Here is a 20,799-nt window from a genome sequence, read left to right as displayed (position 1 = left end):
GTCCTGGCGCGCCCGGGTTATTTTTATCGTAATTCAATTACGCACAACGTAATTTGATTGGTATTGACCGTCAAGCTATAAAGACGCCCATTCGTCCCGGGATCAGACCGCCTCCATGGAAACGCCGCGCAACAACGACAAACAGAAAGTCCGCTCGGCCGAGGTCGGCACCGACATCCTCAAGGCCCTGGCCGAGCTGTCGCCGTCGACGTCCTTGTCGCGCCTGGCCGAGCACGTGCAGATGCCAGCGAGCAAGGTTCATCGCTATTTGCAGGCCTTGATCGCCAGCGGTTTTGCCGAGCAGAACACCGCCACCAATCATTACGGCCTGGGTCGCGAGGCCTTGCGTGTGGGGCTGGCCGCACTCAACAGTATGGACGTGCTCAAAGTCGGTGCCCTGCCCCTGGCGGAGTTGCGCGATGAATTGAACGAAACGTGCTTTTTGGCGGTGTGGGGCAATCAAGGCGCGACCGTGGTGCATATCGAACCGGCGGTGCGCGCGGTGACGGTAGTGACGCAACTGGGTTCGGTGCTGCCGTTGCTCAGTTCGTCGACCGGATTGGTGTTCGGCGCCTTCCTGCCGAAGCGGGAAACCGTGGACTTGCGCGAGCAGGAGCTGCAAAACGCCAACACCCATGCGCTGGCAGACGATCAGGCTTATGCCACGCTGTGCGAACAGATCCGCGAACGCGGTCTGCATCATGTTCATGGTTTGTTGATGCCGGGCGTCGATGCCTTGTCGGCACCGGTTTTCAATGCCGTCGGCAACGTGGCGGCGGTCATGACCATTGTCGGCCCGACATCGCTGTTCCACGCCGACGAAAACGGCCCGGCGGCGCAGCGGTTGCTGGCGGCGACGCGGGCCGTGAGTTGGCGGATGGGCTACGAGCCGACGGCCGTACCCGGTTAGTCGGGTTTATTCCAGCAGCGTCTGCTCGCTGGAATCAGGCTCAGCCAACGCCTCCTTCATGAGGTCGGTGATCACCGACAAATCCACGGTTACGCCGCTGCAAGCAGAGACCACGCTCATGCAGGTATTCACATCGCCCAATCGCTTGGCGATCAATTTCTGCGCCTGGGAGAACCCCAGCTTGCCGATGCGAAAGGTGGCCAGTTCAAGCATGCAATCGAGATAGCTGGAAAACGCTTTTTCGTGGTCACCCTCGTAATACGCCAGCCCGCCTTCAAAGACCGCTTTCGCCATCACCACGGCGCTCAACCCGAGACCGATGGGTGGGAAAATGCAGCCTATGACGGCGACTGCCCCCACCGCAGCGTCATAGGACAACTGGGCAACAATTTCGATAAGACTGCTGGTCTGGGCATCCACCCCGTTAATGATCTGCGCGATCATGTCCCGATAGCACAGTGAGAAGTCGAAAACCCGGCTATTGACTTGCAGCGCCGGCGGTTCGACATCCCTGTTGCTGCCCATGACCTGTTCAACGTAGGCCTTGACCACGCGCTGGTCAGTGAACCGGGCACGCTTGCAGTAATAATTGCCCAGGCCGCCTCGTTTTATCGACCTCGAGAAATCAGCCAACGGTCGGAACCATCGGCCATCCGGCGCATGCGGGGTATACAACAGATCCTCAGCGACGCCGTTGTTCATCAGGCGAAAAACATAAACCCCCTGAATCTTGCGGTGCTCCATATGAAACTTGTAAACACCGTCGCGCAGGGGGGAATCGGGATAGTCAGCCTCGATGGGGTCGGTGGATTCCGGCTCGTACAGCCGGTCAATGGCCTGTTCGATCCGGTTGTACTGGTCGCGTTGAAGCGCGCCACTGAATAGCTCGGCCAATGCGCCCCGGTGCATTTCATGCCGTTGTACAGCGACATACACGTCACGTCTGAAGGCATAGTCGGCCGAGCCTTCATCCAGATAATCCGAATTCAGCATGTCGATATATTTTTCACCCGGACGCAGCGCTTTCGACCAGTTGGCGATGTAGCCATCCAGCAAGTTCGACATCGGCGGATGACCCGGCAACAGGCGAATTCGCGGATAAATGCCTGGGTTATGCACCGGCCCGCCTTCTTCGGTGATGTGATGCTCTTTGATGATGAGCTGAGTCAGCGTCATCGATTGCGAGTCGTCCAGTTCCACCATGATCAGATCGGGATCGACCGACACGGCCTCGCCGTGGTCCGCCATCAGGTCGTCCGCCATCTTCTTGACCAGATTGAAGGCAAACTTCTCATAACTGATCAGTTTGGTTTCGTGGCCGGCCAGCCGGGTCAGCGCTTTGAGCTCGGTGTTCAGACGGGCGAAGTATTTCCGGTGATAGGACGCTGCGGAGCGATATCCGACGGGGGTGACGGCCTCCAGCTCGCCTCGCAGCCAATCGATACCCAGCAACACGCTGTCGCGTAGCACGGCGCCTTCCGATTCGGGCCAGGCTGTGTGCTTGATCCCACGCCATTGACTGGGCAGATCCAGTACCAACCGCATGTACGATTCGATGCTTTCTCGCTCAGTGGCGTGAGACTGTCGGCTCAGGAAGTTGCGCCCTGCCGGCGATCCCACCCAGTCGGCCATGTGCTGGTTCAATTGCCTGAAGGACGGGAACTCATGCCACGTTCTGCCACCAGGCCCCTGTGGCGCATAAAGCACGCAAACACCGGCCTCGCCTTCCGGCCCGCAATAAACAATCAGCCCATGAAAAGGTTTTCCCCAGCCATCGAACGACAGTTCTCCTGCCGAATAGCCTTCAGCTTTCCGGCTGGCCAGATCAACAATCTTCAGACTGTCATCAACGAGGTGTCCCTGCAGTTTCGCACTGAACAAGCTCAGGGCTATGCGGCTGTCCAGGCGGGCTTGCAAGGCGCGAAGTACCTCTTCGCTGCTGTACTTCTGTTCAAACTTTTCCGAGTACAGCGAACGCATGCTGGTGTCGGCCAGCACGTCCAGAAGGTCTTGCCCCGTCACGCCGGGTGGCAGCGCTTCGCCTTCAAGGGCAATCTCCAGCGGGGCGGTCGAGGGGTCATACAAACCGTTGAGCATGAACTCCGGAAGGGTCAGGCGATTGCGCTGAACGACTTTCTGCTGGCCGACATAAAACGTATGGCGGGCGCTGACGAAGACCTGCTGTGGATCGATCACTTCGCCGCTGAGAACCCTGACAAACTCCCTCGCATAAAAATCGGCGAAAGCCCTGAGAGACCTGGCTTCACTGAGCAGTTCATCCACCGCTTGCTCATCTTTCGCCAACGCCTGCTCGGTGTCGAAGTAATACTGGCGATCTTCTTCACTGGCTCGCTCCAGCCAATCGGGAATTTGCTGCGGTTGTCCTGCCAGCATTCGCGTGGACGGTCGTAGATGTTTTTCCTGAACACTGTTTTCCAAAACTTGAATACTCATGCGCGCTTCCTTTTGCACTTTTCAACATAAATAGCCCGGTAACGCCGCCAGCCTTGGTGGCGTTACCGTACTGATCACTCAGTGATTATTTCGTCGCCAGGATTCAACCACCGCACGCCCGAACAAGTTGACTTGCTCAACATCCAGCCACTCTACTTTAAAGGCAGAATCATACGTCCACCGCTCGGTAAATACCCCTGCGTATTTTTCCTTGAAAGCCGGCAATTCATTTGCCTGAACTTTCTCCATGATCGCCCAACTCAAACTCTCGGAATAATCAACGACCTGTTCGCCCTGATCATTGATGACCACAGACGTGATATAGGTTTCATCCACATTGATCGTGTAGCCTGCGTCCTTGAATAGCTTGCCGAGTTCTTCGCTCACGGCTTCAAGTAATTCGTTTTTCATTCACTTGCTTCCTTTCAGTAAATAATCAGTCGACCCCCACATTAAAAAATATAATTATCAATTTGACCGGGCCGAGGCACACTTTATAAACAGCCAAACGCTGGAAGTACACCCCGCAACTTGTGTGCATTCGTAAATCATCACAAACACTTAAACAACTAACCCCAACACTTTCGCCTTGGCTACGGCTTGGGTTCTACGCTCCACCCCCAACTTTCCATTAATCCGCCGCGCGTGGGTTTTTACTGTATGTAACGATATGAACAACTGATCGGCAATTTGTTGATTGGAGTTACCCAACGCAACCAATTCGAGGACTTCTATTTCGCGCTGGCTCAACCTGTTCTGCAGCGAGGGCGCCGACTCTGGAGGGTGACCCGGTTCGGCACGCCCGATGGCGTCTGGCAGCCGTGGCTGGCGCAGCTGAAGATCGCGCAAAGTCTGTTGCAGATTGCAGCGCTCGATCAGCGCCATTCCTTCCTGCAACGACTGGCGCGCCATGAGCAGGTCACCCTTCAACCAGGCGACTTCGGCCAGTGCCAGGTGCAACTGCGCTTGCAGCCCCGACATCCCCCGCTGCCGGGCCGACTGCAACAGACATTCAAGCCGTTCCACCGGTGACTGCGCCTGCCCCAGATAAACATCGGTCAGCACCAGCAGGTATTCAAGGCTGGGGATCAGCTCCAGTGTCGCCGGCGGCGCCTGACGTGCATCGGGGCCGTGATAGTGACGCAGCACCCGGGTCAAGGCTTCATGAGCCAGTTCCGGGCGTCCCTGTTGTAACCGGAAATGGCTGCTGATCTGCAGCAGGACGCCACGGTAAACCGTTTCGGGAATCCGTCGCTGTTGCATCAATCGTTCGGCGTCACGCAGCAGTACAAAGGCCTGGGCGTAGTCCAGTCGATTGGCCGCGAGTTGCGCCAGGCCGAGGAACCCGTAAAGCACGCGTTTGTCCTGGCTGCGCAGGCACATCTGCAGCCCGCTTTCGAAATGTTCGGCTGCCTGCGCGTCCCGTCCCTGACACAGGCTCAAACGCCCGCGACGCAAGGCAATCCGTCCGAGCAAAGGTTCGGCCAGCGGTTGCCGCTGGGCGAGCAATTCGTGCATGTTGGCCAGCAAGTGTTCGGCCCTGCAGGACGCTCCCCGTTGCTCAAGCAATTGCGCATGATCGAGTTCCAGCAGCCCTTCAAACACCAGCGAACCTTGCGCGCGCGCCAGGCATAACGCCTCGCGGTTAATCGCCTGCGCCACATCAAGCTCCCCCCTGAGCAGTGCTTGCTGGGTCAGGCCGGACAGGCACATCAGCCGGGCGCCCCACAGGTCCGGGCCAAGGTTTTCAAGGGCTTCCAGCAATTGCGTCCGCGAAGGCTCCATATGTCCCAGCAGATGCAGAAGCCAACCCTGCAATGCCTGCCAACGTGCGATCAGCTGTCGCTGCTGGAGCGCCGATGGCTGAGGCATGAAACGCGACAAATGCTCGATGCATTCCCCCGCCTGCTCGAATCGCCCGGCGAACAGCAACGCCGCGGTAATCAACCCCACCAGTTGCGGCGAGCACAACATCAGTTCCTCGCCTTGCTGCTCATGCAGACGCAGCAACAGCACCACGGTCTGCTCCTCGAACAGGTGCTCGAAACTGAAATGCTGCAACAGGCTGACCGCGACTTCGAACTCCTCCGCCAACAAGGCCTGTTCAAACGCGGCTTTCCAGTCCAGTTCGGCAGCGAACCACTGACAGGCACGACGGTGCCAGGAGCGCCCCTGCGGCCATGGCTCTTCGCGCATCAATTGCGTGAGGGGAGCGAAAATCTGCAGCCAGTCTGTCGAGTCTTGCCAAGGCTCGATAAAGCAACCCAGCGCCTGCAACGTATTCAGGCACTGGGCGCCCTCTCCCGCACCAAACAAGTGGTCGCACAGCCTGGCATTGAAGCGGGGCAGATGGGCGAGCACCCGCCAGGCTTCCGTGAGCTCCGGAGTCAGGATGCCGAACAGTTCGTGCTCTAGATAATCGTGCAGCGTGTCGGGTCGACCGTGCAGTTGCTCGTTGCGTGACCAGTCGCATTTCTGCAGCAGCGCAATCCGCACGCCCGCGCACCAGCCGCCGCTCAGTTCGACAATCCTGCCGGCACGCTTGGCCGCCTGCTCCGGCTCCAGGTGATGCAACAGTCGGGCGATTTCAGTTTGAGTGAAGGCCAGCGTGGCGCGCTCGCAGTCGTACAGTTCGTCAGCCAGCAACAGCCGTGGCCAATTGCAGGACGGGCGGCGGCGACCACTCAGCCACCAGGTGATCACCGGGTTACTGATCGCCAATAGCCGGTCGAGCAAAATATCCAACTCGGGGTTGGGCGTGCGGCAATAGTCATCGAGACAGAGCCAGGTCGGCGTTTGCAATTGCGCCAGGTACGCCAGCAATCCGGGTTCGTCCGCTGAGCCCGATCCCAACGCCTGAGCCAGCCGCTGGCAAAATTCGCCGGCACTCAATGACGCGCCCGCCAATGGCAGCCAACAGACGCGACACGGTTCGGGTGCCCGCAGCAGGCATTCGATGAGCAACGCACTCTTACCACTGCCGGCCGGCGCGCAGAGCAGTTTCACCCGCGCCGCCGAGGTCAGTAACGGCTCAAGCAACCGCTCGCGAGACAAGTGATGGGAAGACAAGCGGGGCAAGAGTCCAGGACGGTCCAGACACGGGGTCATGGCGGTCATAGTGGGGCGCCTTTTTATAATTGTGGCGCCACCCTAGCCCTCTCTACACAGCTTGTTGAAGAAGTATTCAACACACTGATCGACACCTATAAAAAAGGTGACCGCAAAGTCACCTTTTTCTGTAGGAGCTGTAGGAATGATTACCTCACCCCTGTACTCCGCAGCGCTGCTGGCGTGTAGTCCCCTGCTTTGGCATCGATACCGAATTCGAAGCTGCGCTTCTCTTCGTTCTTCATCCCCAGGGCAATGTAGCGACCGGCGATCAGGTCATACAGCGCTTCAACGGTATAGGCCGGCACCTGGTGATCGTAGTAGAACTGGGCGTGCCCTTCGGCGACACGCCAGAGCTGGCCGCGACCGTCGTAGTGATCCGCCAGCGCCACCTGCCAACTGTCCTCGTCGATGTACATGTGCCGCTTGGCATACACGTGCCGTTCGTTTGGCTTGACCGTGGCGACGACCTCCCAGACCCGGTGCAACTCATAACGCGTCAGGTCCTGATTGATGTGCCCGGCCTTGATCACATCGGTGTACTTGAGGTCGGGCGAGTCGAGCTTGTAGCTGTTGTAAGGGATGTACATTTCCTTCTTGCCGATCAGCTTCCAGTCGTAGCGATCCGGCGCGCCGGAAAACATGTCGAAGTTGTCGGTGGTGCGCAACCCGTCGGACGATGTACCGACGCCGTCATAGGCCACTTGCGGTGCACGCCGCACGCGGCGCTGACCCGCGTTGTAAATCCACGCCTTGCGCGGTTCCTTGACCTGATCGAGGGTCTCGTGAACCAGCAGCACGTTGCCCGCCAGCCGCGCCGGCGCCGTCACTTCCTGCTTGAAATAGCTGAGAACGTTCTCGTCGCTCCCTGGCTTCAAATCACCCAGCAGCGAAGGCACGGCGACCTCGTCCTTGAAGCGGATCACCGTGAAATCGCCATTGGACTGCGGCGTGGCCTGGGTGATGGTGCGACGCAAATTGCCGCCGTGATAACGGGTGACGTGGTTCCAGATCACTTCGACGCCGTTCTTCGGAATCGGAAACGCGTAGTAGCGATTGCCAGTGAAATTTTCCAGTCCATTGCCATCGTTGATCGGCATCACGTTCAGCGCACTGCGCTTGGCCGACTCGTAGATCTCAGGTGGCAAGGCCACCGTGCGGTGAGTCGGGTAGACCGGGATCTTGTAGGTCTCCGGATAGCGCTTGAACATCGCGATCTGGCCGTCGGAGAGTTTGTCCTTGTACTTGTCGACCGTTGCGGCGGTGATGGTGAACAGCGGCTTTTCATTGGCGAACGGGTCGGCGAGGAAACCTTTACTGTCCACCGCGCCGGCATTTTTCGGGATGCCGCCGGTCCAGGCCGGAATCGAGCCGTCGGCGTTGCCGGCCTTTTCGGCGCCCAACGGTGTCAGGCTGGTGCCGAGTTTGTTCGCTTCTTCCGGCGACACCGCCGCCATCACATCAATGGCCAACAGGCTCAGGGCCAGAACGCCGCATTGCAGAATCATCTTGCGCATTGAAATCATCCTTCTCAGCCAGATCAGAAGTTCACGCCAAAGCTCAACGCCAGGAAGTCGCGATCTTCCAGGGTGTTGTAGTCACCACCGAAGAAATCGGTGTAACTCAGGCTCGCGGTGTAGGTGTTGCGGTAGTCCGCATCGACGCCGACGCTGATCGCCTTGGCGCGTTCGTTGAACAGACCGTTGGGGCCATAACCGGCGACGTCGTGGGACCACGACAGGTTCGGTTTGAAATTGATCCCGGCGATCACGTTGTTGTAATCAAGGATGGCGCGGGCGCGGTAACCCCAAGAGGTCGATGTGACGAAACCGTCCCTGTCACCTTGGAAACCGTAGGCGCCATACACCGAGTCACGGCCATAACGCAGCTTGCTCCGGGCTTCCAGGCCACCGACGTGGACAACCGCCGCCTCACCCACCAGGGTCAGACGGTCAGCCCCCGCAACCTGATCGATGAAATGCGTCAGCGTGCTTTGGACCTGCGTCACTTCCTTGCGACGATAGCCCTTGTTGTCGGCGCCTGGCCGCGTGGCAATCGGCGAAGCCGCGCCGCCCGCGATCGGGTTGAGCAGGGCCAGGGTCAGGTCGGTGCTGTTGACCTGCACCGGCAAGTTGGGGCGATAGCTGATCTCGCCGGTCCATGCGGTGCCGGTGGGCAAGGTAGTCGAGAAGCTCGCACCGTAGAGGCGGATGTCCTCGGGGTATTCGAGGTAGTACTGGCCGCGACCGAGCATCACACTCTGGGCCAGCGCCGAGCCGGTGCCGGGGGCAATGGCGTTGGCGGTACCGACGATGGCCGGTATCCGTGCCAGCGTCCCCAACCCGGCGGTGGTGGTGCCGACATACGGTGTACGGCTGTGGTAGTTCATGAAGTACAGACCGTACTCGGTGTCGTCACCCAGCCAGCGCAACGCGGTACCCCATTGGCCGGAGTCCCGGGCATCGCGGTCGCCGCCACGGGGAACAATCACGCCTTCGCGACCGACCTGAAAGCCTTGGCCGAACGCGGCGGCGATCGGTTGCAACGGCGCGATGGCCGGGCTGGCGACGGTGTATCCCGTGGTGCACCCGTCCGCCGCCACGTCCCCACCGAAGAACGTGCCGCAGTTGTCGAGAACGGTCTGGTCCCACTCCAGCTGATAGAAACCTTCCACGGTGAGCTTGTCGGTCAGGCCCTGCGAGGCGAACAGCATGTTCACCGGAATCAGGCCTTCCTTGATCTCCGCGCCGGGACGGCGGAAGGCTGAAACGTCGACCGGGTTGATGCTGTTGATCGAGTTACCGATGAACGTACTTTCGCCCCAACTCACCACCTGTTTGCCGGCGCGCACAGTGCCCGGCAGATCGGCGATGGAGTAGTTGTGATAGACGAACGCATCGAGGATCTGCGCACCGGCGGACTTGGAGCCCTCCTTGCGATTGTGATCGCTGATCGGCTTGAACTCGCGGTCTTCGTCCTTCAGTTCGAAGTCGTACCAATACTTGCCACGCACGAACACCCCGGTGTCGCCGTACTTCAATTCCAGGTCGTGAATGCCCTTGAAGATCTTGGAGTAGGTTTCGCCCTTCTTGAAGTTCAGTCGCCCGTCGTCACCGGTGGACGCCTGGCCGGTCCCGCCGTTGACGATGCCGACCAGCGACTTGTCGGCATCGCGCATGCCCCAGCTCGCGCCGACGGACAGCGAGGAGTCGAACGTCCCTTCGATTTCGCCAATGTTGAATGAAACGGCCTGCGCCTGGGCACAGCTGCCCAAGGCAACCGCAGCGGCCAGCGCCTGCGGTGTGAAGATGGCGCGCATTGTTGTTTTTGTCATGCGTCTTCCCCGGTGAGTGACAGAAGGCCACACCCTACTGCCGCAGGTCGGGGGCGATAAGCGCACCAAGGAGGTATTCGTTGTGTACCTCTTAAGGATGAAGGGCTTTGCGGGGTGAGGCTTTGCGCGAGGTATGGATGGAGTGGATGAGGGTTTATCAGTCAGACGCATGAACGCGGCACTGTTGCCGAGCCTGCAACACTGCATGTCGGGAATCGCTATTTTTCCCTCGGGCTCAAGCGCTTATTCTTGCCGGGCTTTCAAGGGAAACCGCCTGACAGCACACAACGATGGCGTGTGATCAGTCCACCCGATTGGCAACCGATTTCAGATGAATCGAAGGTTTCGACTCATCGCCCCGTGCTCACTGACGTTGATTTGTAGCTCCTTGATCCAACGTCTTGTTTTGGCCGCTGCGTTTGCAGCGGCCTTTTTTATGGGCGCGAATAGCTTTTTTGTTTAACGACGTTCCTACAAGACATTTCTTAAAGCCCCATAAGAAATATCTCTTTAAGCAAAAGATAATTAACCCGTAATTCCCACTCCGCTGAAATCCCTTTCAATTTTATTTGCAACAGCCCACGCACCTCTCAGACCCGTCCTTTCGAATTCTGCTGTAATTTTAATTTGCGTAAATAAATGGCAGACACCATGTCCCACAACGGACTAACGACTCAGTAAACATTGAGCACATTCAAAGGATATGAATATGCAAAATCCACCAACACCTCCATCCAAGTCGAATTCATCAAGACCCGGCTTTCTTGATATTGATACACCTGTCGAAACTGTTGGCGTTGCACCGCATTGGATGATGCCCCCTTCGCGAACAGGGAACAAAAACATACCAGGCCCATTCGGGTCTGGATTGCCAATGTATTATCAAAATCTGAATTTCATCAAAACGACTACCAAGACGCTTGATCAGGAGTATCAAACAAAGTCCAGTCAACTAGCGCAATCCATCGAAGACGACTTGACAGCGGCACGACTCGAAGGCCCAACCGATCCGCTTTTTCCCCTGCAATCCATAGTCCGGGAAATGGGAGTTCTGAACACACTTACGCAACGCAAAACCGCGGAGTTCCACACTAAAACGGCCATCGCCAATTCTTTTTTCAGGGGCGATCCATTTAATAGACACATCAATGATTTCATGCAAAGCGCTACGAGGCTTGAAAGATATCCGGGACCGAACGGCATTGCCATGCAGGCCTGGAACACGTCGTACCGGGCCGCCCACGACGCGAGACTGTTGTCCCAAACTCTACAGTCGCTTAATCAGCGAAGCGTGAATTTGCAACAAACCCTGAGTGTTTTGCAGGCAGCTGAGCAGGCGGAATTGGCGGTTGAACAAGAGGCCGCTGAACGGGCTCGTCTGGCAGCGCAGTCTGAGGCCGAGGAACAGGCACGGATTGCAACATTGAGACAAGCGCTAGCTGAGGCGCAATCAAAGGCACATGCAGCCGAACAGCATTTTGAATCCGAGCAGGCTCGTCTCCAAGCTGAAATGGAACAGCAGATCGATCAGATACAAAAGCAACTGGAAGCAGAAAGTCAGACGCTTGAGATTCGCTGGAAAGTCATCAACACCGCTACTGCTTTGGCCCACCAACAAGCTCGACTGGCGAGCCTGAAGATACAGCAGCTAAAAGCAAAACAGGCACAAGAGCTCCAGCGACAACAGGCTGATCTGGAAGCGCAATGGCAAGCGGAAACACTGGCACGGTGGCAAAGCCCAACGTTCGCCAATATTGGTTCGAGTGCGGTATTCGGGCCAGCGTTTGCTGGTACAGCCGGAACTGTCAATGTCGGTCCTGCGGCAGCCTTGGCGCTCAGGACTTCTCTACGCGCGGCGATATCCGCGATTCTGGGAGTCATCTCGACGACCGCCGCACCAATCCTCGTCGGGTTTGCGGCACTCCTGACTCCTTCCAGACTCGGCAACGGTGACCTTTATTCCGTCAGCGTTCCGTTATCTGAACTCACCTCGGTTTCAGATACCGACCTGTACGAAATCGCAGCCCGCAAGGGAGAAATCAATCTGCCGGTGAGTCTCGGCTCGAAAACGACTGGCAGCAGGGTAGAGATCGTCGTTGCGACGACAGATGGAGTGAACGTTCCCAGCAGTGTGCCGGTTAATGTTGCCCGCTTTGACGCCCAAAAGAATGTCTACGTTTCTGCCGGCACCGCTCCCAACGGTCCTGTCATCACTTGGACGCCAGTGGTAGATCCGCAAAATCCGTCGACCCATTTTCCAGTTACTGGATCGGATGTTCCAATCTACAAGGGTGCCACTGTCACTCCCGTCGAGGGGCGAATCGACACATTTCCTCTGCTGGATAGTTATGACTTTGGTGGTTTCATCACCGTATTCCCGGTTGAGTCGGGGATTCCGCCTCTGTACGTCGTATTCAACAGCCCGTATGAGGGAGCTACCACCACGGGAAAATACAGTGGTCGCAAATTCAATCCAGAGCAGGCTGGTGGCCCCATACTTGATCTGGACTGGCGTAAGGCTGTTATTACGCAAGAGGGAATCGAAGCAGTTAAATTACACATCTCCCGACTCGACCAATCCGACGCCAACGATGTCATGGTTCAGCGGCTTGAGAAAATCCTGCACGGGTACTGGGTTCTCACAAATGCAGATCTCCGCTATTACACTCATGAGATGAGAGAATTAGAAAGATTTCGAGCCTTGGGTCTAAGCGATGATTTCAAACCTGAAAATGGCTCTCCTGTCTGGAACAACGCACATACCGCAACGCTGGAGGACTACAAACTTAGCAGTGACGACACATTGCTTTACTCGCCAGATGCAATAACTGCAGGAAACAAGCAAATAAAACGGATCTACGAACAAATGCTGAAAGGAAAATACGAATGAACAACATAGAGCAAATTGTGAAAAATGAGCCGATTGCAGATGTTCTTTCAGTTTTTGCGATCGGCCTCGGTTATCCATCGATCGATAGAATGTTTGGCCGATATAAATTCGAAGTCATTGCAAACGGTGAACTGCTAAAAACCTACGCTAGGCTTTTCGAAGAGGGTGTACTGGCTAACGGCGATGGCCCAATTGCCATTAAAGGCCCGAACTGGAAAGCACCTCAGTTCTTGACAGAAAAGCGCTACGAGCAATAAACAAACGGGCCACCAGCCCCTATCCCTACGGCTTGGTGGCCCACGGCCCTTACAGCGAATACTTCTGCAAATTCCCCATCATCTCCTTCAACGCTTCAATATTGTCCTTCGGATGCGCGGCCCCTTCGAAATCACAAATCTGCTGCCAGTGCGCCGCCACATCTTCCGGGGAAAAACCGACTCGCGGATCAAACCCGGCGCCCAGGCTGCGCTCCCAGCGCACCTTGCCCATCCAGCCGCCGCCGACTTCGAACAGGCCGGAGGTTTCCTGGCAGTTTTCGCTGGCGAGGTACACCACCAGCGGGCTGACCAGTTCCGGCTTGAGTTGCTCGAACACTTGCGGCGGGATCAGGCCTTCGGTCATGCGGGTGCCGCCGGTGGGGGCGATGGCGTTGACCAGGATGTTGTTTTTGCGGCCTTCGATGGCCAGCGTGCGGGTCAGGCCGTAGAGGCCGAGTTTGGCCATGCCGTAGTTGGACTGGCCGAAGTTGCCGTAGATGCCCGACGTCGACGCCGTGAAGATCACGCGACCATAGTTTTGCTCGCGCAGGTGCGGCCACGCGGCGCGGGTCACTTTGTAGGCGCCTTCGACGTGAACGCGGTAAACCACGTCCCAATCGGCGTCGTCCATTTTGTGGAAGGTCTTGTCCCGCAGAATCCCGGCGTTGTTGACCACCACGTCGACACGACCGAAGGCGTCGAGGGCGTGTTGCACGAGTTTGTCGCCATCGGTGACGGAGTCATGGTTGGCCTCGGCAATGCCGCCGGCCTCGCGAATTTCAGCCACGACACGGTCTGCTGCAGAGGCATTTGCGCCCTCGCCTTGAGCCGAGCCGCCGAGATCGTTGACCAGCACCCTGGCGCCCTGTTTCGCGAACAACAGCGCATGGGCGCGCCCGAGGCCGCCACCGGCCCCCGTGATGATCACGACTTTATCTTCGAAGCGCACAGGCTCATTCATTGGGGAGGACTCCAGCAGGCCAAGGGACAATGAGTCCGAGTGTCAGGCAAGGCGCTGCGGGTCACAATAAACACGGGTAAGGCTGAATGGTGCGCGATAAGGCTGGGGGATAATCAGGAACAGGCCGCCTTCAACGGCAGCGCTATCAACCGGTCGCGAAACGCCAGATAGTGTTTCAGCACCTGCGCTGGCGCTTCCGTTTGCGGGTAATGGCCAATACCGGTCAACAGCACCGTATCCGGTTCCGGGATCAACTCCCGATAACGCTCGACCATGTGCCGGCCCGAGATTGGATCGGCCTCGCCATCGATCACCCGCAACGGCACCTCACCGCGCTGCATCGCGCTGACCCAACGTTCGCGCTGGACGCGTCGTTCGGGAATGTAGGCAATCAGTTTGTGCAGGATCCGAGGCCCGTGATTGCTGTCCACCAGGCTCCAGAAATCGTCCATCTCACTCTCGGTAGGACGGCTCTGCGGCCCGAAGATCTGCCGGAAACTCTTCACCAGCGCGTCCCGGGAAAAAGCTCGGCCGATCATCCAGCCCAGCGGGCTGAGCAACAGTTTCTGCATCAGTACCGGGCGATGGGTTTCCGGAAAAAGACCGCCGTTGAGGAACACGCAACTGGCAAGATGGATGCGCGATTCGTAATGCCGGGCCAACAGTTCCTGAGCCACGCTGTCGCCATAATCGTGGGCCAGCACGTGCACCGGTTGTTCGACATTCAAATGCGCCAGCAATGCCTGTTGCAGATCGGCTTGCTCCAGCAGGCTGTATTCGTGGTCCACCGGTTTGGCGGAATCACCGAAGCCCAGCATGTCGCAGGCGATCAGCCGATAGCGCTGGGCCAGCGGCTGCCAGAGATAATGCCAGTCCCAACTGGCCGTCGGGAAGCCATGGATAAGCAACAGCGGCTCACCCTGCCCCGCCGTCCAGTAACGGAGGGTCTGGCCACGGAACACGAACGTCTGGCCGCGTTTGCGCCAGACACACAGAGGGATCTCGGCGAGTGGCATCAGAGTTTATAACCCGGGTCTTGTTGATCGAGTTTGCGCAGCAACGCTGGCCAGGCCAGTGCGCCCCCCATTCCTTGTGCGCTTTTGGTGACGCCGGCAATCATCGCCTTGGCGCCCGCCAGAATCTGCGGTTCGATAGCGATCAGTTCAGCGCCACCGTTCTGCGCCATCACCTGGATATCGCAGGCGCGCTGAAAGGTGAACATCATCAGGAACGTATCGGCGATGGTGCCGCCACAGGTCAGCAGACCGTGGTTGTGCAGCATCAGGAAATTGTTTTCGCCGAGGTCGGCTTGCAGCCGCGCCTTTTCTTCATGGTTCAGCGCAACGCCTTCGTAGGCGTGGTAGGCCAGGCTGGACAGGACAAACAACGATTGCTGGCTGATTGGCAGAATGCCTTGCTTCTGCGCCGACACCGCAACGCCTGACGCCGTATGGGTATGCAGCACGCAAACCACATCGTGGCGAACTTCATGCACGGCGCTGTGGATGGTGTAGCCCGCCGGATTGATCTCGTAAGGGCTGTCCATCAGCTTGTTGCCGGCCTGATCGACCTTCACCAGGCTCGACGCCGTGATCTCGTGAAACATCAGCCCGAACGGGTTGATCAGGAAGTCTTCGGTGCCAGGCACCTTGGCGGAAATATGCGTGAAAATCAGATCATCCCAACCATGTAGGGCGACCAGGCGATAGCAGGCCGCGAGATCGACGCGGGCCTGCCACTCGGCGGCGCTGACCTGGTCTTTGACGCTGGAGGACGATTGGAGGGGGGTTACGCTCACGGCAAGGAACCTCACTTTTTTATTATGGAGTGTTTCCAATGACTACCGAGTCTAGTCAGCCCTCGAGGTTCGTGTAGTTGCATTGGCAGCCAGCTTGATGGCCTAGCGAGTCAGTGCGCAAACAAGCGTGGATCCATGTCAAAGTACCGACGCCAGCAACGGCGCAGCGCCCCTCTTCAACTGCCCTGCAGGGCTGTGACCAGTTCCGCCAGCCAAGGCTCGGCATCGGTTTCCGGCGTGACGCTTTCGCTGGCGTCCAGGCGCAGCATCGGCAGCACTTCGCGGATGCCCAGTTCGCCGAACAGCTCACGCATCAGTTCGCCACCGCCGCAGAACGTGTCGCCGTAGCTCGCATCACCCAGGCCGATGACAGCGCCCGGCAAACCACACCAGGCCGCCGGCAACTGATCGCGAATGGCGAAATACAAGGGTTGCAGGTTGTCCGGCAGTTCACCCATGCCGGTGGTCGACGTCACCGCCAGAAACGCTTCGGGGCCGAAGGCCTGGACATCGGCGAGGCTCGCACGCGGGTTGTGGAAGGTTTCGAATCCTGCAGTTTTCAAAATGCTCGCAGCGTGGCGGGCGACTTCTTCAGCCGTGCCGTACACCGAGCCGGAAAGGATGGCGACTTTCATCAATCTGATCCTGAAGCTGACTAAAAGACCGGGATATTAACAGCACAGACCCCATTGTTCTTTTAGAATGCAGAACGTCAATCAATCAGGAAGGGATTCTTCAATGATCAACGCGCAACTGCTGCAAATGGTGATCAACGCGTCTAACGACGGCATTGTGATCGCCGAAAAAGAAGGCGAGCAAGACAACATTCTGATTTACGTCAACCCGGCGTTCGAACGCCTGACCGGTTACACCAGCGAAGAAATCCTCTACCAGGATTGCCGCTTTCTGCAGTCAGGAGACCGCGACCAGGATGCGCTGCCGTTGATTCGCGAAGCGTTGGACAGCGGCGGCTCTTGCCGGGAAATCCTGCGCAATTACCGCAAGGACGGCACCCCATTCTGGAATGAGCTGTCGCTTTCTACGGTGAAAAACCCGAGCGACGGTCAGACTTATTTTGTCGGCGTGCAAAAAGACGTCACCCTTCAAGTCAAAGCGCAGCAGCGGGTTTCACAGCTTGAGGCGCAAGTGGCCGAGCTTCAAAAAGAGCTTGCCGCGCTAAAAGCGACGAACGGCGAAAACAAAAACGAGAATTGATTGTCATTAACTACAATCACCAGTGGCCTTGTAACTATTTCATTTTCATTCGAGCAGACCATGCAACGCGACGCACTCCTGACCCAGGATGAGCTGGATTTTATCCAGACCATGCAACACAACCCGCAACTCAATGTGCGGGATGCGACGTCGAGCCTGCTCGTCAATGGTGGTTCGCAAATCCGTGACTTGCTCACGCGCCTTGCCGCCCATGAGCAAGTCACCATCCAGGCCAATTTCGAAAATCAGCAAATGACCTTCCCGCTGCATCTGGTGGAAGACGAATTTCATGCGCTGCATTTACGCCTCGGCGTCCCCAGCATCTATGAAGACGGGCCGATGGTCCGGCCATGGCGCCTGGTTCTCGACGAGCCGGTCGCGCTGGAAAATGCCAGTGGCCAGCCCGGTACGATGTGGGTGCACGAGGTGTCGTTCAAGGGCGTCCTGCTGGAAGTCCGCAACAAGACCAAACCGCCCAAACATTTCGCGTTGTGGTTCAGCCCGTCAGGCTATGAACGGATCGCGATGCGCGGCACCTTCGAAAAGGAAACCGATAACGGTTTCTACGCGTATCAGTTGAGTCAGAGCGACACCGACGAAACCGAGCGCCTGCGTCAGTACATCCTTCAGCAGCATCGGCTGACGCATCCCGCCCTGCACCTCTGATTCAGGTATCCAGGTTGCCTGCCAGGAACACTCTCAGGCGCTGACGCATCACCATTCCCTCGCTACCCAGACAGCCAATGGACGATCCGTCCAGGTTCTCCTGCGCCAGATCGGACGCATCGCCGGCGAGCATCAACTGGCAATCCAGGCTCATGGCCAGCCGGTTCAAACGCCGCGGCAGTTCATGGGCAGGTGCATGATTGGACACCAACACCAACGCCTGTGGCTTGACTCTTTCGCAAACCAGGGTCAATTCGTCAAAGGGCTGACCGAGCGCCAGCACTTGAATCGCCGAATCGACGCTGCTCAGAAACAGCGCTGTCAGCAGCACGTCAAGCTCGCGGCATTGATCGTTAAGGGCAGCGACAATCACGCGGCGCGGCTGCTGGACACGCACCAGCAACAAACGCTGCAACACGCGAGAACGCAGAAAGCCATCCAGGAATAGCCACTCGCTTGTCTGACCGAACCCCTCATGGCGTTGCAGCAATTGCTGCCAGAGCGGAATCAGAATGTCCTGGAACGCCACCGTGAGGGGGTAACTGGAAAAAATCTGTCCATAGACCTGCTCCAGCTGCACCTCATCAAACGCACTGACGGCTGCCTTGACCTGTTCCTGCCACTGCGCGTAGTCCGCTTGCACCAGTTCATTGGGGATGAGGTGCGACAGCGCTTGAAGCGGCGCGGTCCGGGCCAGGATCTTGCCGACCTTGCTGACGGCAACACCGCGGTCGAGCCAGGCAAGGACACTGTGGACCCGCTCGATATCGGCCATCGCGTACAACCGATGCCCGCTTTCGGTGCGCTTGGGCTGGATCAGACCATAACGGCGCTCCCATGCCCGCAGCGTGACCGGGTTGACGCCTGTCAGCCGAGACACCTCGCGAATCGGAAACAGCTCTTCCTGTTCAATCGGAATGGAAGTCTGAGTACCAGCGATATCGTCAGTCAGGACAGGCATAAGGCAGTCAACGTCCGTGTTTAAATTGGATCCCATTTTAACGCTCTTGCCCCATGATCATTCAAGACATAGATGAGCAACGATTGTCAGGGTCATAACCTGTAGAATCCGGAATAATCCTTGCTTGTTCCGAGACGCAGCCCACCACCCCGGTGTTGCGCCTGGCGAAACTCCTATCCGGAGTCACGCGATTGTCATACGGAGATACAAAATGTCTACCTCACCCGTCACGCTGATGGTTGCGCGTCGCGTCGCCGATGGGCGTTATCAGGACCTGATGGCCTGGTTGCGCGAAGGCGAACAACTGGCCACCGACTTCCAGGGTTATCTCGGCTCAGGCGTGCTCGCCCCGCCGCCCGACGATGACGAATTCCAGATTATTTTCCGCTTCGCCAACGAGCAGACCATGCACGCGTGGGAGCATTCCGCCTCGCGTACCGCCTGGCTTGCACGGGGCAGCGACCTGTTTGCGCATAAAACAGAACACCGCGTGAGCGGCATCGAAGGCTGGTTCGGTGCTGCCGGCCAACGTCCGCCACGCTGGAAACAGGCCGTCGCGATCTGGCTGGCGTTCTTCCCGGTGTCGATGCTGTTCAACTTTGTACTGGGGCCGCTGCTCGGTGAAATGAGCCTGCTGCCTCGGGTGTTGATCAGTACGCTGTGTCTGACGCCGTTGATGGTCTACTTCTTTATTCCACTGTCGACCCGGATGCTGGCCGGGTGGCTGAACAGCACATCCGCACGTCCGTTGCCGACCGAAGCCTCCACTCAAAACCACTGATCCCCTTGTAGGAGCGAGCGGTGCGATCCGGCTTGCCCGCGAAAGCGGTGTACCGGGCACACAAATCTGTCGACTGTTACACCGCTTTCGCGGGCAAGCCTCGCGCCTACAAAAGCCACCTCACGGCTCGTCGCTGGTATAGTTTTGCTCTTACCGCGACGCGAGCCGTTCATGACTTCTTCCTCCGCCCCGATCCTCATTACCGGTGCCGGCCAGCGTGTCGGTCTGCACTGTGCGCGGCGTTTGCTTGAAGACGGCCATGCCGTGATCTTCAGCTATCGCACTGAACGTCCCGGCGTACAGGCATTGCGTGACCTGGGGGCGACGGCGGTCTTCGCGGATTTCTCAACCGAAGCCGGGATCTTCGCCTTCATCAGCGAACTGAAAACCCACACAGACCGCTTGCGCGCAATCATCCACAACGCCTCCGAATGGCTGGCCGAAACACCGGACACCGATGCCGCAGCGTTCACCCGCCTGTTCAGCGTGCACATGCTCGCGCCCTACCTGATCAACCTGCACTGCGCCGACTTGCTGCAACGCTCGAGCCCGGCCGACATCGTGCACATCAGTGATGACGTCACCCGCAGGGGCAGCAGCAAACACATCGGCTATTGCGCCAGCAAAGCCGGGCTCGACAGTCTCACTTTGTCCTTCGCCGCGAAGTACGCACCGGACATCAAGGTCAACGGCATCTCCCCAGCCCTGCTACTGTTTAGTCCCGACGACGATGCGGCCTACCGCGCCAAAGCCCTGGCCAAGTCTGCGCTGGGCATCGAACCCGGCAGCGAAGTGATCTACCAGAGCCTGCGTTATTTGCTCGACAACCCGTATGTCACCGGCACGACCCTGACCGTCAACGGCGGACGGCACCTCAAATAGATTGCCCCGCGAGGATGTTCCATGACGTTATCCCTGTCCCAGAGCTATCGCGAGGTCCTCATCGGCCTCGGTGAAAATCCCGACCGCGAAGGCTTGCTCGATACCCCGGTGCGCGCGGCCAAAGCCATGCAGTACCTGTGTCACGGTTATGATCAATGTGTTGAAGAAATCGTCAACGGCGCGTTATTCGCCTCCGATAACGATGAAATGATCATTGTCGACAACATCGAACTGTATTCACTGTGTGAACATCACCTGTTGCCCTTCATCGGCAAGGCGCATGTGGCTTATATTCCAACGGGTAAAGTGCTGGGCCTGTCGAAGATTGCGCGGTTGGTGGACATGTTCGCCCGTCGCCTGCAAATCCAGGAAAACCTCACCCGGCAAATCGCCGACGCGGTGCAACAGGTGACCGATGCCGCGGGTGTCGCGGTGGTCATCGAAGCCCAACACATGTGCATGATGATGCGCGGCGTCGAAAAACAGAATTCGACCATGAACACCTCGGTGATGCTCGGCGCCTTCCGCGAGTCGAGCAACACCCGCCAGGAGTTCCTGCAATTGATTGGACGGAGCAAGTAG

Annotated in this window: 18 protein-coding genes; 8 read left to right on the top strand and 10 right to left on the bottom strand. The window is 57.9% G+C overall.

From position 1 onward, the window contains the following. Positions 1 to 115: 115 nt before the first annotated feature. Positions 116 to 910, top strand: coding sequence for an IclR family transcriptional regulator (locus J2Y86_RS22440; RefSeq protein ID WP_253436515.1), 795 nt, complete (start codon positions 116 to 118; stop codon positions 908 to 910). 6 nt (positions 911 to 916) lie between these two features. Here J2Y86_RS22440 and J2Y86_RS22435 read toward each other — a convergent pair whose 3' ends face one another. The 5 genes from J2Y86_RS22435 to J2Y86_RS22415 all read right to left on the bottom strand — a co-directional run bounded on the left by J2Y86_RS22435 (position 917) and on the right by J2Y86_RS22415 (position 9,806). Then, positions 917 to 3,364: a dermonecrotic toxin domain-containing protein gene (locus J2Y86_RS22435; protein WP_253436511.1), complete on the bottom strand. Its 2,448-nt coding sequence runs from the start codon at positions 3,362 to 3,364 to the stop codon at positions 917 to 919. 78 nt (positions 3,365 to 3,442) lie between these two features. Beyond that, positions 3,443 to 3,775, bottom strand: a complete 333-nt coding sequence (locus tag J2Y86_RS22430) for a hypothetical protein (protein WP_253436508.1) — start codon at positions 3,773 to 3,775, stop codon at positions 3,443 to 3,445. Positions 3,776 to 3,925: 150 nt separating this feature from the next. Then, the gene (locus J2Y86_RS22425; protein WP_253436505.1) at positions 3,926 to 6,481 is read right to left on the bottom strand and encodes a LuxR C-terminal-related transcriptional regulator; all 2,556 of its coding nucleotides are present in this window, start codon (positions 6,479 to 6,481) and stop codon (positions 3,926 to 3,928) included. A 140-nt stretch (positions 6,482 to 6,621) separates the two neighbouring features. Continuing rightward, positions 6,622 to 7,989 (bottom strand): DUF1329 domain-containing protein, encoded by a 1,368-nt coding sequence (locus tag J2Y86_RS22420; protein ID WP_253436502.1) that lies wholly within the window; start codon positions 7,987 to 7,989, stop codon positions 6,622 to 6,624. Between the two features lie 23 nt (positions 7,990 to 8,012). Next, positions 8,013 to 9,806: a DUF1302 domain-containing protein gene (locus J2Y86_RS22415; protein WP_253436499.1), complete on the bottom strand. Its 1,794-nt coding sequence runs from the start codon at positions 9,804 to 9,806 to the stop codon at positions 8,013 to 8,015. Positions 9,807 to 10,515: 709 nt separating this feature from the next. Here J2Y86_RS22415 and J2Y86_RS22410 point away from each other — a divergent pair. Both J2Y86_RS22410 and J2Y86_RS22405 read left to right on the top strand, forming a co-directional pair. Next, positions 10,516 to 12,696 (top strand): S-type pyocin domain-containing protein, encoded by a 2,181-nt coding sequence (locus tag J2Y86_RS22410; protein ID WP_253436496.1) that lies wholly within the window; start codon positions 10,516 to 10,518, stop codon positions 12,694 to 12,696. Continuing rightward, positions 12,693 to 12,953, top strand: coding sequence for an immunity protein (locus J2Y86_RS22405; protein ID WP_253436493.1), 261 nt, complete (start codon positions 12,693 to 12,695; stop codon positions 12,951 to 12,953). The genes J2Y86_RS22410 and J2Y86_RS22405 overlap by 4 nt, the downstream gene beginning before the upstream one ends. 49 nt (positions 12,954 to 13,002) lie before the next feature. Here J2Y86_RS22405 and J2Y86_RS22400 read toward each other — a convergent pair whose 3' ends face one another. From J2Y86_RS22400 to J2Y86_RS22385, 4 genes are all read right to left on the bottom strand, one after another. Further along, positions 13,003 to 13,914 (bottom strand): SDR family oxidoreductase, encoded by a 912-nt coding sequence (locus J2Y86_RS22400; protein ID WP_253436490.1) that lies wholly within the window; start codon positions 13,912 to 13,914, stop codon positions 13,003 to 13,005. A 113-nt stretch (positions 13,915 to 14,027) separates the two neighbouring features. Continuing rightward, positions 14,028 to 14,930: an alpha/beta fold hydrolase gene (locus J2Y86_RS22395; protein ID WP_253436487.1), complete on the bottom strand. Its 903-nt coding sequence runs from the start codon at positions 14,928 to 14,930 to the stop codon at positions 14,028 to 14,030. Further along, positions 14,930 to 15,712: a class II aldolase/adducin family protein gene (locus J2Y86_RS22390; protein WP_253436484.1), complete on the bottom strand. Its 783-nt coding sequence runs from the start codon at positions 15,710 to 15,712 to the stop codon at positions 14,930 to 14,932. The genes J2Y86_RS22395 and J2Y86_RS22390 overlap by 1 nt, the downstream gene beginning before the upstream one ends. Positions 15,713 to 15,888: 176 nt before the next feature. Continuing rightward, on the bottom strand, positions 15,889 to 16,347 hold the full coding sequence (locus tag J2Y86_RS22385; protein WP_253436480.1) for a flavodoxin: 459 nt from the start codon (positions 16,345 to 16,347) through the stop codon (positions 15,889 to 15,891). A gap of 103 nt (positions 16,348 to 16,450) precedes the next feature. Here J2Y86_RS22385 and J2Y86_RS22380 point away from each other — a divergent pair, with 103 nt between their 5' ends. Next, positions 16,451 to 16,927 carry a PAS domain-containing protein gene (locus J2Y86_RS22380; RefSeq protein ID WP_253436478.1) on the top strand — a complete coding sequence of 159 codons (477 nt, stop codon included), beginning with the start codon at positions 16,451 to 16,453 and terminating at the stop codon, positions 16,925 to 16,927. A 60-nt stretch (positions 16,928 to 16,987) separates the two neighbouring features. Next, positions 16,988 to 17,593, top strand: coding sequence for a hypothetical protein (locus tag J2Y86_RS22375; protein ID WP_017336578.1), 606 nt, complete (start codon positions 16,988 to 16,990; stop codon positions 17,591 to 17,593). A 1-nt stretch (position 17,594) separates the two neighbouring features. Here the strand turns inward: J2Y86_RS22375 and J2Y86_RS22370 are convergent, their stop codons facing one another. Beyond that, complete coding sequence (locus J2Y86_RS22370; RefSeq protein WP_253436475.1) at positions 17,595 to 18,554, bottom strand: MerR family transcriptional regulator; 960 nt, start codon at positions 18,552 to 18,554, stop codon at positions 17,595 to 17,597. 211 nt (positions 18,555 to 18,765) lie between these two features. On the opposite strand from J2Y86_RS22370, the gene J2Y86_RS22365 reads away from it, so the two are divergent. From J2Y86_RS22365 to folE, 3 genes are all read left to right on the top strand, one after another. Then, positions 18,766 to 19,335 (top strand): antibiotic biosynthesis monooxygenase, encoded by a 570-nt coding sequence (locus J2Y86_RS22365; protein WP_253436472.1) that lies wholly within the window; start codon positions 18,766 to 18,768, stop codon positions 19,333 to 19,335. Between the two features lie 171 nt (positions 19,336 to 19,506). Further along, positions 19,507 to 20,217 (top strand): dihydromonapterin reductase, encoded by a 711-nt coding sequence (gene folM / locus J2Y86_RS22360; protein ID WP_253436469.1) that lies wholly within the window; start codon positions 19,507 to 19,509, stop codon positions 20,215 to 20,217. A gap of 21 nt (positions 20,218 to 20,238) precedes the next feature. Beyond that, the gene (gene folE / locus J2Y86_RS22355) at positions 20,239 to 20,799 is read left to right on the top strand and encodes a GTP cyclohydrolase I FolE (RefSeq protein WP_253436466.1); all 561 of its coding nucleotides are present in this window, start codon (positions 20,239 to 20,241) and stop codon (positions 20,797 to 20,799) included.

The organism is Pseudomonas migulae (assembly GCF_024169315.1).
Lineage (GTDB): Bacteria > Pseudomonadota > Gammaproteobacteria > Pseudomonadales > Pseudomonadaceae > Aquipseudomonas > Aquipseudomonas migulae_B.
This window is presented reverse-complemented; position numbering and strand designations above follow the sequence as displayed.

Excerpts from the sequence above, each read along its gene's own strand:
- J2Y86_RS22440 (WP_253436515.1), top strand. The coding sequence starts at position 116 with ATGGAAACGCCGCGCAACAACGACAAACAGAAAGTCCGCTCGGCCGAG.
- J2Y86_RS22435 (WP_253436511.1), bottom strand. The coding sequence starts at position 3,364 with ATGAGTATTCAAGTTTTGGAAAACAGTGTTCAGGAAAAACATCTACGA.
- J2Y86_RS22430 (WP_253436508.1), bottom strand. The coding sequence starts at position 3,775 with ATGAAAAACGAATTACTTGAAGCCGTGAGCGAAGAACTCGGCAAGCTA.
- J2Y86_RS22425 (WP_253436505.1), bottom strand. The coding sequence starts at position 6,481 with ATGACCGCCATGACCCCGTGTCTGGACCGTCCTGGACTCTTGCCCCGC.
- J2Y86_RS22420 (WP_253436502.1), bottom strand. The coding sequence starts at position 7,989 with ATGCGCAAGATGATTCTGCAATGCGGCGTTCTGGCCCTGAGCCTGTTG.
- J2Y86_RS22415 (WP_253436499.1), bottom strand. The coding sequence starts at position 9,806 with ATGACAAAAACAACAATGCGCGCCATCTTCACACCGCAGGCGCTGGCC.
- J2Y86_RS22410 (WP_253436496.1), top strand. The coding sequence starts at position 10,516 with ATGCAAAATCCACCAACACCTCCATCCAAGTCGAATTCATCAAGACCC.
- J2Y86_RS22405 (WP_253436493.1), top strand. The coding sequence starts at position 12,693 with ATGAACAACATAGAGCAAATTGTGAAAAATGAGCCGATTGCAGATGTT.
- J2Y86_RS22400 (WP_253436490.1), bottom strand. The coding sequence starts at position 13,914 with ATGAATGAGCCTGTGCGCTTCGAAGATAAAGTCGTGATCATCACGGGG.
- J2Y86_RS22395 (WP_253436487.1), bottom strand. The coding sequence starts at position 14,930 with ATGCCACTCGCCGAGATCCCTCTGTGTGTCTGGCGCAAACGCGGCCAG.
- J2Y86_RS22385 (WP_253436480.1), bottom strand. The coding sequence starts at position 16,347 with ATGAAAGTCGCCATCCTTTCCGGCTCGGTGTACGGCACGGCTGAAGAA.
- J2Y86_RS22380 (WP_253436478.1), top strand. The coding sequence starts at position 16,451 with ATGATCAACGCGCAACTGCTGCAAATGGTGATCAACGCGTCTAACGAC.
- J2Y86_RS22375 (WP_017336578.1), top strand. The coding sequence starts at position 16,988 with ATGCAACGCGACGCACTCCTGACCCAGGATGAGCTGGATTTTATCCAG.
- J2Y86_RS22370 (WP_253436475.1), bottom strand. The coding sequence starts at position 18,554 with ATGCCTGTCCTGACTGACGATATCGCTGGTACTCAGACTTCCATTCCG.
- J2Y86_RS22365 (WP_253436472.1), top strand. The coding sequence starts at position 18,766 with ATGTCTACCTCACCCGTCACGCTGATGGTTGCGCGTCGCGTCGCCGAT.
- folM (WP_253436469.1), top strand. The coding sequence starts at position 19,507 with ATGACTTCTTCCTCCGCCCCGATCCTCATTACCGGTGCCGGCCAGCGT.
- folE (WP_253436466.1), top strand. The coding sequence starts at position 20,239 with ATGACGTTATCCCTGTCCCAGAGCTATCGCGAGGTCCTCATCGGCCTC.